13 protein-coding genes are annotated in these 13,322 nt (G+C 62.0%); 7 read left to right on the top strand and 6 right to left on the bottom strand.

Translation table 11 applies throughout. The features are described 5' to 3' along the window. Nucleotides 1-84: 84 nt before the first annotated feature. Nucleotides 85-1,278, top strand: a complete 1,194-nt coding sequence (locus VC352_RS00240; RefSeq protein ID WP_322977581.1) for a Bcr/CflA family multidrug efflux MFS transporter — start codon at nucleotides 85-87, stop codon at nucleotides 1,276-1,278. Nucleotides 1,279-1,464: 186 nt separating this feature from the next. Here the strand turns inward: VC352_RS00240 and VC352_RS00245 are convergent, their stop codons facing one another. The 5 genes from VC352_RS00245 to VC352_RS00265 form a co-directional block, all read right to left on the bottom strand. Next, on the bottom strand, nucleotides 1,465-2,712 hold the full coding sequence (locus tag VC352_RS00245; protein WP_416340034.1) for an OprD family porin: 1,248 nt from the start codon (nucleotides 2,710-2,712) through the stop codon (nucleotides 1,465-1,467). Between the two features lie 189 nt (nucleotides 2,713-2,901). Continuing rightward, nucleotides 2,902-3,672, bottom strand: a complete 771-nt coding sequence (locus VC352_RS00250) for a class II aldolase/adducin family protein (RefSeq protein WP_322977582.1) — start codon at nucleotides 3,670-3,672, stop codon at nucleotides 2,902-2,904. 60 nt (nucleotides 3,673-3,732) lie between these two features. Further along, complete coding sequence (locus VC352_RS00255; protein WP_416340035.1) at nucleotides 3,733-4,149, bottom strand: hypothetical protein; 417 nt, start codon at nucleotides 4,147-4,149, stop codon at nucleotides 3,733-3,735. Continuing rightward, nucleotides 4,058-4,762, bottom strand: a complete 705-nt coding sequence (locus VC352_RS00260; protein WP_322977583.1) for a hypothetical protein — start codon at nucleotides 4,760-4,762, stop codon at nucleotides 4,058-4,060. Before VC352_RS00260 ends, VC352_RS00255 begins: the two co-directional genes overlap by 92 nt. 124 nt (nucleotides 4,763-4,886) lie before the next feature. Next, a complete protein-coding gene (locus VC352_RS00265) occupies nucleotides 4,887-5,837 on the bottom strand; it encodes an AraC family transcriptional regulator (protein ID WP_322977584.1) in 951 nt (316 codons plus the stop codon). A 463-nt stretch (nucleotides 5,838-6,300) separates the two neighbouring features. Between VC352_RS00265 and VC352_RS00270 the strand changes: the two genes are divergently transcribed. From VC352_RS00270 to nfsB, 5 genes are all read left to right on the top strand, one after another. Then, a complete protein-coding gene (locus VC352_RS00270; RefSeq protein WP_322977585.1) occupies nucleotides 6,301-7,317 on the top strand; it encodes a TRAP transporter substrate-binding protein in 1,017 nt (338 codons plus the stop codon). Nucleotides 7,318-7,323: 6 nt separating this feature from the next. Continuing rightward, nucleotides 7,324-7,857, top strand: coding sequence for a TRAP transporter small permease (locus VC352_RS00275; protein WP_322977586.1), 534 nt, complete (start codon nucleotides 7,324-7,326; stop codon nucleotides 7,855-7,857). Beyond that, entirely contained in the window at nucleotides 7,854-9,176 is a 1,323-nt protein-coding gene (locus VC352_RS00280; RefSeq protein WP_322977587.1) for a TRAP transporter large permease, read from the top strand. The genes VC352_RS00275 and VC352_RS00280 overlap by 4 nt, the downstream gene beginning before the upstream one ends. Before the next feature lie 172 nt (nucleotides 9,177-9,348). Next, the gene (gene pdxY, locus VC352_RS00285) at nucleotides 9,349-10,245 is read left to right on the top strand and encodes a pyridoxal kinase PdxY (protein WP_322977588.1); all 897 of its coding nucleotides are present in this window, start codon (nucleotides 9,349-9,351) and stop codon (nucleotides 10,243-10,245) included. Nucleotides 10,246-10,382: 137 nt separating this feature from the next. Next, on the top strand, nucleotides 10,383-11,033 hold the full coding sequence (nfsB, locus tag VC352_RS00290; protein ID WP_322977589.1) for an oxygen-insensitive NAD(P)H nitroreductase: 651 nt from the start codon (nucleotides 10,383-10,385) through the stop codon (nucleotides 11,031-11,033). Nucleotides 11,034-11,074: 41 nt separating this feature from the next. Here the strand turns inward: nfsB and VC352_RS00295 are convergent, their stop codons facing one another. After that, nucleotides 11,075-11,998, bottom strand: a complete 924-nt coding sequence (locus VC352_RS00295) for a LysR family transcriptional regulator (protein ID WP_322977590.1) — start codon at nucleotides 11,996-11,998, stop codon at nucleotides 11,075-11,077. A gap of 213 nt (nucleotides 11,999-12,211) precedes the next feature. On the opposite strand from VC352_RS00295, the gene VC352_RS00300 reads away from it, so the two are divergent. Beyond that, nucleotides 12,212-13,288, top strand: coding sequence for a 4-oxalomesaconate tautomerase (locus VC352_RS00300; protein ID WP_322977591.1), 1,077 nt, complete (start codon nucleotides 12,212-12,214; stop codon nucleotides 13,286-13,288). Nucleotides 13,289-13,322: the final 34 nt, after the last annotated feature.

Genomic DNA, 13,322 nt, shown 5'->3' on the forward strand with positions numbered 1-13,322 from the left:
CTCCCATTTGGCCTGCAAAGGCTTCTTCATCTTCCGCAGCAAACTATCTGGCAGCTGTCCGGCCCCAACCTCGAGAGATTATGTATGTCCACAGTCGCCAATCCGCAGCGTCTGATTGTCCTGCTCGCCGCACTGACGGCTTTCGGCCCGCTCTCCATCGACCTGTATCTGCCCAGCCTGCCATTGATCGCGGCTGATCTGGGCGCTCAGGAGGCGGGTATTCAGCTCACCATCAGCGTATTTCTGGCTGGCCTGTGCCTGGGCATGCTGTTCTACGGACCGCTTTCGGATCGTTTCGGTAGGCGTCCGCTGTTGCTCTTCGGCATCAGCCTCTATGTGGCGGCCAGCCTGGGCTGTGCGTTGGCGAGCAGCGCCGAGTCCCTGTTGCTGTATCGCTTCCTGCAGGCTTTGGGAGGCGCGGCTGCCGCGGTGTTGGCCAGGGCGGTGGTGCGTGATCTGTTTCCCCTGACCGAGGCCGCCAAGGTGTTCTCGCTCATGCACCTGGTGACCATGTTGGCGACGCTGGTGGCGCCCTTGCTGGGTAGCTATCTGATGCTACTGGCAGGCTGGCGCTCGCTGTTCTTGCTGCTGCTGGCGTTCGCCAGCGTCTGCCTCGCCCTAGTGGCTTTCAATTTGCCGGAAAGTCATCCGCTGCAGCAGCGCGGGGCTTCGCTGGGGCAGGTCTTTCGCGCTTATGGGCAGATGCTCCGGGCTCCAGTGGCGCTGGGTTTCATCCTGTGCATGGGTTTGTCCTTCGCTGGCATGTTTGCCTTCATCACAGCCTCGCCCTTCGTCTATATCGAGTATTTCGGCGTATCACCGCAGCACTACGGTGGCTTGTTCGCGCTGAACATCGCCGGGGTGATCGTCGCCACACTGCTCAATGCTCGACTGGTTTCCCGATTCGGTACGCAGCAGATGCTCAAAGGCGGCACCGCTATCGTGGCATTGGCCGGGGTGGCGCTAGCGCTCGTGGGAGGCCTGGGCCTGGGCGGCTTGCCTGCCGTGGTCATCTGCATCCTGCTCTACGTCAGCGTGACCGGGCTGATCGGCGCCAACTGCCTGGCCAGCCTGCTGGCGCACTTCCCTCAGCAGGCTGGGGCCGCTTCCGGGCTGGCCGTTTCCCTGCAGTTTGGCTTGGGTGTGGTCTTCAGTGGGCTGGTAGGCGTTTTCCACGACGGCACTGCTGTGCCCATGAGCTTGCTGATGGGGGGCTCCGGGATAGGCAGTCTGCTTGCCTTCAAGCTGGCGATTCGGTCGTCCTGCGCTAAAGGGTAATGACTTACCCACCAATGACGTTATTGCTTCCGAGCGGCCGGTGTACCGGTACGCCCACATGATGACTTCACAGCCATAGAACACGCCGACCAACACAGACGCGCAACGCGCGATGCATGATGCAGGCAAAAAAAATGGCGCCTTGCGGCGCCAAATGGACTCTTCACACAGGAGAGATTTCAGCTATCACCACAGTGGCAAGGTATAGCCAATGATCAGACGGTTCTCGTCGAGGTCGTTGGTCAGGCCGTTGCCGGAACGGAACGTGACATTACGCCAGCGCACATTCAGACCTTTCAGGCTGCCATCCTGGATGACGTAGGCCAGGTCGGTATCGCGCTCCCATTCCTTGCCGTTGCTGACGACCGGCGTATCGATGTCCGAACCGTTCACGTACCGGGTCATGAAGCTCAGACCGGGAATGCCCAGGCTGGCAAAGTCATAGTCATAACGCAGTTGCCAGGCATCGGTATCCGCTTTGCCGAAGGTGTTGTAGGTGACCAGATTGACACTGTAGGGGTCGCCGCCGGCCAGGAACGGAAAGTTGCCGTCGCCCGACATCTGCTGATAGGCCGCGCCGAACTTGTGTGCTCCCACACTCAGGGTGAGCATGCCCATGATCGTGTCGTTGTCGATCTTGCCGCCGAGCCCTTCGCCGCTATCGCTGTTGCGGAAGTAGCGCAGGTCGGTGCGCAGGCTGATCTTGTCTGCCAGTGGCAGGGTGTTCACCAGCCCCAGAAAGTGCTGATCGTAGATGTTGTCCAGTTTGCCGTAGTAGTAACTGGCGCTGAGGTTGTCGAGCAGGTCATAAGCGCCACCGGCGAAGCTGAAGTGATCGCTCTGGGCACCGTTGTAGACGAAGCTCAGGTCATCCCAACTGCTGGAGTCACGCTGGTTGACCTGGTTCAGGCGACCGGCGTTTAGGGTCAGGCCGGGGATATCCTTGTCGGATGTGAGCATGCCGCCATTGAAGGCGCTCGATAGGAGTCGGGTATCGTTGTACATCACCACCGGCAGCACGGGCTGCAGGGTACCGAGGCGTAGCGTGCTGTTGGCGAGGCGCGCCTTCGCCGTGAGCCCCAGTTCACTCCACGAGTCTTCCGGCTCGCCCGAGGTGTTGACGGCCAGTACGCCAGTGCCGCTGTTACGAGGGGTGGAGTCGAGCTTGACGCCAAGTTGCGCCATGGCATCGACGCCGAAGCCGACGACGCCTTCGGTAAAGCCCGATTGCGCACGCAGGGTAAAGCCCTGGCCCCAGTCTTCCTGGGTGGCGGGAGCCGAGGATTGGCGGAAATCTCTGTTCATGTACATGTTGCGCAGCTCGAGTGACGCCTTGCTGTCGGCGAGAAAATCCGCCGAGGCATGGCCACTGTTGGCGAGTGCGATCATGCTGGGCAAGCTAAGCAACGCGTAACGGACTGTTTGCCGGGTCATTGTTTTTATTTCCTTTGGCATGTGTATCGATGGCAGGTGTGTCGGTAATGAGTAAAAGTTAACTTGTTAACTAATAAGGCGTGGTTCTCCGCTGTTGTCTTGCGTTTGGTTTGCAGGTGTTGGTTTGGCTATAGGGGCCAGGCCGGTTTGAAACTGCCGGTGGCCTGGCCCGGATGTGCAAGCCGCTATTTAGTAGCGGTAGTTCGAATCGATGCGATCGATGATGCGGGTCATGGCCGCGAACACGTCTTCCCCGGCGCCGTATTTCGGGTCGAAGTTCAAGGAGTCGCGCGAGCACCTTTGCAGAACGCTTTCCGGAATCGCTCGCAGTTTGCCCATCGACATCGAGCAGACCTGAATTTCGCAGGCGCGGTTGACCAGCCACATCAGCGAGAGCGCTTGCTCCAGGGTGTGGCCGATGACTACCGGGCCGTGGTTGCGCAGCAGCAGCACGGATTTGCCCTCGGAGTCAGCGACGATGCGATCGCCCTCGGTCGGATCGGTGGTGATGCCCTCGAACTCGTGATAGCCCACCCGGCCATAGAGCTGGGCCGCATAGAAGTTGGTATAGGACAGGCCTTCCTCCAGGCAGCACACGGACAGGGTGGCGGTGGTGTGCAGGTGCATGACGCAGTGACCGTCGGGCACGTTCTTGTGGATGGCACCGTGGAAGGTGAAGCCTGCCGGGTTAATCGGCCAGTCGGATTCGCCGATGATGTTGCCGTCGACGTCGACCTTGACCAGATTGGAGGCGCGCACTTCCGAGTAGTGCAGGCCGAAGGGGTTGATCAGGTAATGATTGTCCGGCCCCGGAACGCGCAGCGAAATGTGGTTGTAGATCGCTTCCGACCAGCCCAGGTGGTCGAAGATGCGATAGGCAGCGGCCAGTTTTACCCGAGCCTTCCATTCGGCTTCGCTGTACTTGAGTGGGCGCTCGTAATATTTAGCCGTGTCGGACATTGGCTACTCCTGCTTGTGCGGTGATGGGGCGAGCCGCCTTGCGCGGCTCGCGGAGGGAAATCATGGGGTGGGGTAAAGGGCGTGCGCGGCGTCGACCAGTGCCTTGCCGTCGAAGCCCTTGGCCTGAGCGATCCAGCGCTCTTCTTCGGGCTTGAGTCGCTGCATGATCTGCTGGTAGGCGTCGTCAGAGAGCACGGTGATGGTGTCGCCGTCGGCGGTCACCTTGGCCTTGGCCTTTTCGATCTGCACATCCCAGGCCTCGCCGAAACGGGTCACCAGCGCCGAGCCGCTGTTGTGATCGATGATGGCTTGCAGCTCGGCGGGCATGGCGTCGAACTTGCGCTTGTTCATCAGCACGGCCAGTGCGGTTGCACCCAGAGCCGGCTTATCGGCAGGGCTGTCGGTGTGGTAGCGGGTCACTTCGTCGATCTTGGTGGGCACCACGTTTTCCCACACGGCCGAAGCACCATCGACCACGCCTTTGGAGATCGCTTCGGTGGTTTGTGCCGGCGGCATGGCCACCGGAACCGCGCCGAGCGCCGAGCGCCGAGAGGATATTGGAGATGGTGCGGTTCGGCGCACGCAGCTTCAGCCCCTGGAAGTCGCTCAGACTCTGGATGCTGCGATCACGGGTGTGCAGGTTCATGCCGCCATCGGCATGCATGGCCAGCACCTTGAAGTCGCGGTACTCGTCCTGCAGTTGCTGCTGGTAGAAGTTCCAGATGACCTGGCTACCGGCAACGCCGCCCAGTGGAATCATGCCGGGTAGCTCGATGACCTCGGTCTTGGGGAAGCGGCCTGGGGAGTAGCCCGGCGCGGTCCAGATGATGTCGGCCACGCCGTTGCGTACCTGATCGACCAGTTGCGCCGGGGTGCCGCCCAGTTGCATGGACGGGTAGAGCTGGCACTTGATGCGACCTTGGGACTCGTCGGAGAGGGTTTTGCACCAGGGCTCGAGGACGTTCAGTTGCACGTTCGAGGTGGCAGGCAGGAAGTGCGCGATCTTCAAGGTGACGCTGTCTGCGGCATTGGCCACACCGCAGAGGCTCATGGCGATCGTCAGTGTCAGTGCTTTGGGCATGCAGGACATGAACGGGCTCCGTCTCATTGTTGTTGTAGGTATCTGCAGGCCAGATTAAGCAGGCGTGTGCCTGACAGGCAGCCGAATCTGGCGATGGCTATCCAGATCCGGCGAAAACTTGGCTTCAGGGTTTTCAGGGTTTGCGCAGGGTTTGCGACGGCAATTGCCCGAAGCGTGTGCGATAGGCGCTGGAGAAGCGGCCCGGGTGGTTGAACCCCCAACGTTCGGCGACTGCGGCGACGCTGGTGTCCGGTGCGGCTTGGCGCAGTTCCGCGTGCACGCCATTGAGGCGAATGTCGCGAAGAAACTGCATGGGGCTTTGCTGGCGGCTGCGCTGGAAGCCGTCACTGAGCGTGCGCACGCTGACGCCCACGGCATTGGCGATATCACTCAGCGTCAGGGGCGATGTCGCGTGTTCGCGCATGTACTCTTCGGCCCTGCGTACGTGACGTGGCGCCAGGCTCATGGTGCTGGCGAGCAACGCTTCCCGATGGTTGTGAGGTTGTTCGGTCAGCAGGGTCAGCAGCACCATCTCTTCGAGCGCCCGGTGCATGGCCGCAGCGCCGATGCTGATGGGCGACTCGAGATGCCCCAGCAGCACCTGCAGCAGGTTGAGCCAGTGTTGCTGGGCGCTGCCGCCGACGAAGGGGGCGAACAGCAGCGGTCGTTGCAGGCGATGGCCAAGCAGTTCCGCGCATTTGCGCTCGAGGGCGTCGAAAGGGACGCGTACATGGATGCGCCGGCTATCGGCGCTGAAGCGCTTGCACACCCTGTCGTCCATCGGGTCGATCACGATCAGGCCGGTGCCGCCATCACGGCAGGTGGCGCCGGTCTGGATCCGGGCCCAGCCCTGGGTTTGCGTGCTGATCAGCAGTGTGCGCTGTGAAGGCTCCTGCCGCAGGTGAACCTCCGCGCCAAAGCGCAGGCTGGCCAGCTCCAGATCGCCGATGGGCAGGGTGCGCAACTCCATGGCGAAATCGGCCGGCTTGCCGATGAGTTGCAGGTGGTTGGCGCTGTAGCGTGCGCCGAGATAGCTCGAAGCCTCTTCGCTATCGCGTATCAGCAGTTCCTTGCCCGTGCGCAAAGCGCTCTGTCCGGGGAGGAGAACGCCGGGAAGGTTTGGGGAGCGGGGCAGATCCAGTGACCGTGCGCGACTAAGCATGGGGCGGTTCTCGCTTTTGTTGTTATGAGAAACTCCCGAACAGGTTAATGAATTAACGATTTCCTGCAAGACCTGCCTCGGTCACAAAAGGCATAGCATCCGGGGTGGTTATTTCTTTTTTCACGCTCCTGGGGTGACTCAAGTGGCTGCCGGGGCAGGTTTTCAACCTGCTGAAAGGCTTGGGCAGCCGCTGAAAAACGGCACTGCAAGCGACTGCGTGTGGGCCTCGAACCGAGTGACCTGGCGTATTCGTGCAGCTTGCCGAAATGGGTCGGCAATTTTGCAGGTTGACACCGGTCGCACAAACGTTAACTTATTAATTAATGACTGACTGGGGGTGGGAGCTCCTGGGTGCGGCGATAACAACAAAACGGAGTACCTCCCCATGAAATCAGCGACGCGTTCGTTTTTCTTCGCTTGCCTGTTGCTCAGTGCCACTGCGCAAGCCGAGACCGTCACCCTCAAGATCGCTCACTTCCTGCCTGCCAATTCCAATGCCCATGCCAATGTCATCGAGCCCTGGTGCCAGCACCTGAGCGAGGAGTCCGAGGGCCGTATCCAGTGCCAGCTCTATCCCTCGATGCAGTTGGGCGGCACGCCAGCAACCCTGGCGGACATGGCGCGTAACGGCGTGGCCGATATCGTCTGGACGGCACCTGGCTATTCCCCAGGCAAATTCCCCCGTGTCGAGGCGCTCGAGTTGCCCTTCCTGCTGCCATACGGCGGCCAGGCCGGCAACGAGGTGATCTGGAACTACTACGAGCGTTTCGCCAAACAAGACTTCGCAGCGTTCAAGGTGCTGGCACTGTTCGGCGATGGCGGCATGGATGTGCATACCCGCGACAAGCCGGTCAAGACGCTGGAAGACTTTCGCGGGCTCAAGCTGCGGGCGTCGAGCCGCACCATTGCCAAGACCATCGAGGCACTTGGCGCGACGCCGGTGAGCATGCCACCCGCGCAGATGACCGAGGCCATCTCCAAGGGCGTCGTCGATGGCGCCATGGCCGCCTGGGAGGTGGTGCCGCCGACCAAACTCAACGAAGTGACCCATTTTCACAGTGATCAGGCAGGGCAGCCGGCGTTCGGCTACACGGTGCTGACGATGCTGATGAACAAGCGCAAGTACGACAGCCTGCCGGCGGATCTCAAGGCCATCCTGGATCGCAACAGCGGTACGGCACTGGTCGAGCGCTTCAGCACGGCCTGGGACAAGTACATCGCCGATGCCCGCGCAGCGTCGCCCGAGGCGTCCATTACGGTCATCGAACCGCAGGCCTATCAGGCTATCGAAGCGGCTGCCCAACAGGTATCCGAGCAATGGATCGCCGAAATGGACGGTCGCGGCATCGACGGCAAGGCGCTGGTCGAGGGTGTCCGTCAGCTCTCCAGTGTGGGCAGGTAAGCAGTCATGAAAGAGTCGTTGATCGTCAGCGCGGATGAGTCTACGGAACATAGCTTGCTGCGTCGCGCCATCGAGCGCCTGACCTATCTGTTCGCCCTGGCGGGCGGGGGCGTGTTGCTGGTGCTGGTGAACATGTCGTTGATCTCCATTGTCGGGCGCAAATTGTTTTCCTCACCCATTCGCGGCGACATGGAGTTGATGGAGGTGGGCGCCGCCGTGGCGATCGCCGCCTTCCTGCCGATGTGCGAATTGCGCGGCAATCACCTGAAAGCCGATGCCTTCACCATGTGGGCGCCGCGCCGCGTCAAGCTGTGCCTCGACTGGCTGGCGCATCTGCTGTGCTGTGCCTTCGCCCTCCTGCTGGCCTGGCGTACAGGCTTGCAGATGCTCGACAGCAAGGAGTACGGCGACATGACCACCTTGCTCGCCATTCCGCTGTGGATGCCGCTGGCGATGATCGTGCCGAGTCTGGTGTTGCTGGCGATCTGTGCGCTGGTACGTATTACCGATATTTCGTGTGGGCGGGGAGTAACCGAATGAGTGGCTTGTCTCTGGGGCTTCTGGCTCTTGGTTTGACCATGGTGTTGTTGGTGCTGAGGGTGCATATCGGCATCACCATGCTGCTCGGTGGCGCCTTGTGCTATTGGGCGGTGAACGATGGTGACTGGAGTTCGCTGCTGTTCACCCTCAACAACCTGGCCTACTCACGACTGTCGAACTATGACCTGGCGGTGATCCCCCTGTTCGTGCTGATGGGCCAGTTCGCCACGCACGGTGGGCTGTCGCGGCTGATCTTCCAGTGTGCGTCGGCTTTCGTCGGGCACCTGCGCGGCGGTCTGGGGCTGTCGGCCATCGGCGCCTGCGCCGGCTTTGGCGCGATCTGCGGCTCGTCCCTGGCGACCTCGGCGACCATGAGCCATGTCGCCTTGCCGGAACTGCGTCGCCACCATTATTCGGGGCGCCTGGCCACCGCCACCGTTGCGGCTGGCGGTACGCTGGGCATCCTGATTCCGCCGTCGGTGCCGCTGATCATCTATGCGGTGCTGACCCAGGAGTCGATTGCCAAGCTGTTCGTGGCGGCGGTCGTTCCCGGCATCCTGGCGGTGATCGGCTACATGATCGTGCTGCGCATCATGGTGGCCCGCGATCAGGACAGCATCGAGTCGGTGCCCAAGGCCAGTACTGCTGAGCGCGTGCGCGCCCTGGTCAAGGTGCTGCCGGTAATCGGGGTGTTTCTCGTGGTCATCGTCGGCATCTATGGCGGTTGGGCCAACCCGACCGAAGCCGCTTCGATCGGCGCGGCAGCCTGCGGCATTCTCGCGGTCTTGCAAGGTGGTATGCGCTGGGCGGGCATGCGTGTCAGCCTGCTCGGCACGGCGCAAACCACGGCGATGATCTTCCTGGTGTTGCTGGGCGCTGACCTGCTCAACTCCGGCCTGGCCCTGACGCAGATGCCGGCCGAGTTGGCGAGCTGGGTCAGCGAGGCGGGCCTGGCCCCGATGCTGGTGCTGGTGGCGATCCTGGTGCTGTACCTGCTGCTGGGTTGCGTCATGGATTCGCTGGCGATGATCCTGCTGACCATCCCAATTTTCTATCCGTTGATCATGGGCCTGGACTTCTACGGGCTCGATGCTTCTGAAAAGTCGGTTTGGTTCGGCATTCTGGTGTTGATGGTGGTGGAAATTGGACTGATCACACCGCCGCTGGGCATGAACCTGTTCATCGTGCAGAAGGCGTCCGGTAACGTGCCCTTCGTCGAAACCGCTCGCGGAATCATGCCCTTCATCGCCTCCGATCTGCTGCGCGTAGTGCTACTGGTGGCCTTCCCGATACTCTGTCTGGGGCTACTGTCGCTGTAGATGAGCTGCGGCGATCAAACCGCTTGTCAGTGACTGATCTTGCAGACCCGACCTAGTGTCGGGCCTTGCTGGACTAAGCACCCTGTGGGTAGAGCAGGACGAGCCGGCAGTGGCCACGCCGCCTCGATTTGACGAATAATCGCCGCTCCTTCCTTCACTGCCGGAGCTCCTGATGAGTGCCGTCTTGCCGCCGCTGGTTCTATCGATCCAATCCCATGTCGCCTGGGGCCACGTCGGTAATGCCGCGGCAGTATTTCCCTTGCAGCGCCTGGGCTTCGAGGTGCTGCCGATTCATACCGTGCAGTTCTCCAACCACACCGGATACGGGCAATTTCGCGGCCAGGTATTCGGTGCCGAGCACGTGCGCGAAGTGCTGCTGGGGTTGCGTGAGCGTGGTGTTTTGCCGCGCCTGTCGGCGGTTCTGTCCGGGTACTTGGGCGATGCCGACAGTGGTCGAGTCATCCTCGAAGCGGTCGGCGAGATTCGTCAGCACAACCCAAACGTGCGTTACCTGTGCGACCCGGTGATGGGCGATGTCGGTCGGGGCGTGTTCGTCAATCCGGCGATTCCGGACTTTCTGCGTGACCAGGCCATTCCCTTCGCCAACATCATCACGCCCAACCAGTTCGAGTTCGAGCTGCTCACCGGCACGAAGCTGGGCAGCCTGCAGGAGGCGGTGAAGATCGCTCGGCAATTGCGTGGCCGGGGGCCGGATGTCGTGGTGATCACCAGCCTGGCGACGCCGGATATCCCCGAGAGCGAGCTGGGCACCCTGGCGGTCAATGGCGAGGGCGCCTGGCTGGTGAGTACGCCGCGTCTGGCCCTGCATCCCTTGCCCAATGGCATGGGCGATGTGTTCTCCGCGACCTTGCTTGGCCGTCTGCTGGCGGGGCAGGCATTGCCGCAGGCCCTGGAACTGGCGACCGCGACGCTCTATGCGCTGGTCGAACAGACCGCCGAGGGCGCGCGTGACCTGCCGCTGGTGGCGGCGCAGGAGCAGATCGTGGCGCCGGCTTCCCGCTTCCTGGCGCGCACGTTGGACCGATTTGCAGGAACCTGTCGTCACTGACCAATCGCCCTCAGACCAGTGGGGCGATTTTCGTGTTGGCGTTGAAACTCCTGCCGTGCCTGCAGGCTGTTTTCACTTACCTGCTTGGTTCAGACTAGTGGCCATCTTTTTTCACCCACTGATTCAGGAGAAGTTTCATGAGCCTCGTTTCCTTCGCCCGCAAGCGCTACACCACCAAGGCCTACGATGCGACGCGCCAGGTGGATCAGACGACCATCGACGAACTGCTGGAGCTGTTGCGCCTGGCGCCGTCGTCGGTCAACTCGCAGCCCTGGCACTTCGTCGTGGCCAGCACCGCCGAGGGCAAGGCGCGCCTGGCCAAGGGTACGCAGGGCGTTTTCGCCGCCAACCAGGGGAAAGTGCTCGATGCTTCGCACGTGATTCTGATCTGCACCCTGAGTGAACTGAGTGACGAGCATCTGGCCACCGTGCTGGATCAGGAGGGCGCCGACGGACGCTTCCGTGACGAGGCGGCACGCACGACTCAACAGAACGTCCGCGGTGGCTACGTGAACCTGCATCGCGAAGCGGGCGATACGCAGCACTGGATGGAGCAGCAGGCTTATCTGGCATTGGGTACTTTGCTGCTGGGCGCAGCCAGCCTTGGCCTGGATGCCACGCCGATGGAAGGCATCGACCGTAACACACTGGATCGCGAGCTGGGCCTGGCTGATCGCGGTCTGCGCAGCCTGGTGATGGTTTCGCTGGGCTATCGCAGCGACAGCGATTTCAATGCCGCGCTGCCGAAATCGCGCCTGCCGGCCGAGCGCGTGTTCACCCACCTCTGAGCCGGCTCGTCGCACCCGCTCAACCGAGCGGGCGCGGCTGCTCAACCCGATTCGCTATCGGTACCCAGCGATGTATAGCTTGGCCATTGCCTGAGCAGGGTTTCGACGAACTGCTCGGCGGCAGGCGACAGCGACGAACCTCGGCGTCGTACCAGGCCCAACGTGCGGCTGATGACCGGGTCGACCAGCGGCCGTCTGACCAGAATCGGGTGGTCTTCGGCGGGCATGGCCAGGCTGGGGAGGGCGGCGATGCCGAGCCCGGCTTCGACCATGCCTAGTGACGTCGACAGGTGCTGCACCTCGTAGAACCAGCTCGGCCGCCAGTCCAGATGGGCCAGGCCATGGTCGAGCAGCACCCGGTTGCCGCTGAGGCGACCGACGCCGATCAGGCGATAGTCGCTTAGTTCGCGCCAGGCCACTTCCGGCTGCTTGGCCAGTGGATGGTCACGTCGACAGGCCAGCACGAAGGGTTCGTTGACCAGCGGAGTGAAGTCGATTTCCGCACTTTGGCCGCTCTGCATGTTGATGCCGAAATCCGCTTCGCCACGGATCACCGCCTCCAGGCCTTCGTGTGCGCTGAGGTCGAGGATGCGGATGCGGATCTTCGGGTATTGCAGGTTGAAGGCGCGGATTACCGTGGGCAGGAAGTAGAACGCCGCAGTCGGGATACAGGCCAGGGTGACCTGGCCTGACTGGCGCTCGGCCAGTTCGCGAATGCCGAGGATTGAACGCTCGAAATCGTCCAGCAGACGCTGCGCCTTGGGCAGGAAGTCGCGGCCTACTGCGGTCAGGCTGACACGCCGCGTGGTGCGGTCGAGCAGTTGCGTGCCCAGACTCTCTTCGAGCTTCTGCATGCGCCGAGTCAGGGCGGGTTGAGACAGATGAATGGCGTTGGCGGCTTCGTGAAAGTTGCCGAATTCGGCAATTTTCACGAAAGCACGGATGTCCTGGAGTTCGTAATTCATGCGTGCTCGTTATTAGTCGTCTGTATTTTTGCCTGAATTTTACCAATGAACCCTAGTCTTTCTCCTTATGGCTGGCAAGTCAGGGCAGCTGACTCATGCATTAATGCATATTTTGGAATAAATAGCGAAATATATGCATTTTACAGAAGAAACAAAGGCTCCTCATAATCAACTCAAAGCAACAATCAACAGTTTTAATGCGTTGGAGGCATCATGCGGACGGTACCTTGCGTACTCATGCGAGGCGGCACCTCGAAGGGCCCGGTATTTCTGGCCAACCACCTGCCCAGTGACCCGCAGCAACGCGACGAGCTGCTGATCAACCTCATGGGCTCGGGTCATGAGCTGGAGATCGATGGCATCGGCGGTGGCAGCCCGCAGACCAGCAAGGTGGCGATCGTCAGCCGCTCGCCTCATCCGGATGCCGATGTCGATTACCTGTTCGTGCAGGTCATGGTCACCCAGCGCCGTGTCGATACCGCGCCCAATTGCGGCAACATGCTCTGCGCCATCGGCCCGTTCGCCATCGAGCACGGCCTGGTCAACGCCGGCTCGCCGATGACCCGTGTGCGTATCCGCAACCTCAACACCAACACCTTCGTCGATTCCGACGTGATGACGCCGGGTGGCCGTGTGCGTTACGACGGCGACACCGCCATCGACGGTGTGCCGGGCACGGCCGCGCCGATCCAGCTGACTTTCCTCAATGCCGCTGGTGCCAAGACCGGCAGCCTGTTGCCCACCGGCCGCTGCCGTGACCAGTTCGATGGGGTGGAGGCCACCTGCATCGACATGGCCATGCCGATGGTGCTGCTGCATGCCGAGGCCTTGGGCAAAACCGGTTACGAGTCGCCGGCCGAGCTGGACGCCGATGCAGCGTTTCTCCAGCGTCTGGAGCGCATCCGCCTGCAGGCCGGCCTGGCCATGGGCCTCGGTGATGTTTCGCAGATGGTGATTCCCAAGCCGGTGCTGCTGGCGCCGGCACGCCATGGCGGCACCCTGAGCGTGCGCTACTTCATGCCGCACAACTGCCACCGTTCGGTGGCCGCGACCGGTGCCATCGGCCTCGCGACTGCCTGTGCGGTGGCCGGCAGCATCGCTCAGGACATCGCCCCCATCTCCGGTGAGGCGCTGGTGCGCCTCGAACATCCCGGCGGGCAGATCGAAGTCTCCCTGCAGCCCGCAGCAGACGGGCAGCCCCAGAACATGCGCGCCTCCCTGGTGCGCACCGCGCGCCGGTTGTTCTCCGGCGAGGTGTACGTCCCGGTCAGCCGTAGAACCGGAACCTGACACCGCTTCACTCACCACCACATCAAGGGCTTGA

This window comes from Pseudomonas sp. C11, from assembly GCF_034683865.1.
Lineage (GTDB): Bacteria > Pseudomonadota > Gammaproteobacteria > Pseudomonadales > Pseudomonadaceae > Aquipseudomonas.

Excerpts from the sequence above, each read along its gene's own strand:
- VC352_RS00260 (WP_322977583.1), bottom strand. The coding sequence starts at position 4,762 with ATGTCCTGCATGCCCAAAGCACTGACACTGACGATCGCCATGAGCCTC.
- VC352_RS00270 (WP_322977585.1), top strand. The coding sequence starts at position 6,301 with ATGAAATCAGCGACGCGTTCGTTTTTCTTCGCTTGCCTGTTGCTCAGT.
- pdxY (WP_322977588.1), top strand. The coding sequence starts at position 9,349 with ATGAGTGCCGTCTTGCCGCCGCTGGTTCTATCGATCCAATCCCATGTC.
- VC352_RS00250 (WP_322977582.1), bottom strand. The coding sequence starts at position 3,672 with ATGTCCGACACGGCTAAATATTACGAGCGCCCACTCAAGTACAGCGAA.
- VC352_RS00280 (WP_322977587.1), top strand. The coding sequence starts at position 7,854 with ATGAGTGGCTTGTCTCTGGGGCTTCTGGCTCTTGGTTTGACCATGGTG.
- VC352_RS00295 (WP_322977590.1), bottom strand. The coding sequence starts at position 11,998 with ATGAATTACGAACTCCAGGACATCCGTGCTTTCGTGAAAATTGCCGAA.
- VC352_RS00300 (WP_322977591.1), top strand. The coding sequence starts at position 12,212 with ATGCGGACGGTACCTTGCGTACTCATGCGAGGCGGCACCTCGAAGGGC.
- VC352_RS00240 (WP_322977581.1), top strand. The coding sequence starts at position 85 with ATGTCCACAGTCGCCAATCCGCAGCGTCTGATTGTCCTGCTCGCCGCA.
- nfsB (WP_322977589.1), top strand. The coding sequence starts at position 10,383 with ATGAGCCTCGTTTCCTTCGCCCGCAAGCGCTACACCACCAAGGCCTAC.
- VC352_RS00275 (WP_322977586.1), top strand. The coding sequence starts at position 7,324 with ATGAAAGAGTCGTTGATCGTCAGCGCGGATGAGTCTACGGAACATAGC.
- VC352_RS00245 (WP_416340034.1), bottom strand. The coding sequence starts at position 2,712 with ATGACCCGGCAAACAGTCCGTTACGCGTTGCTTAGCTTGCCCAGCATG.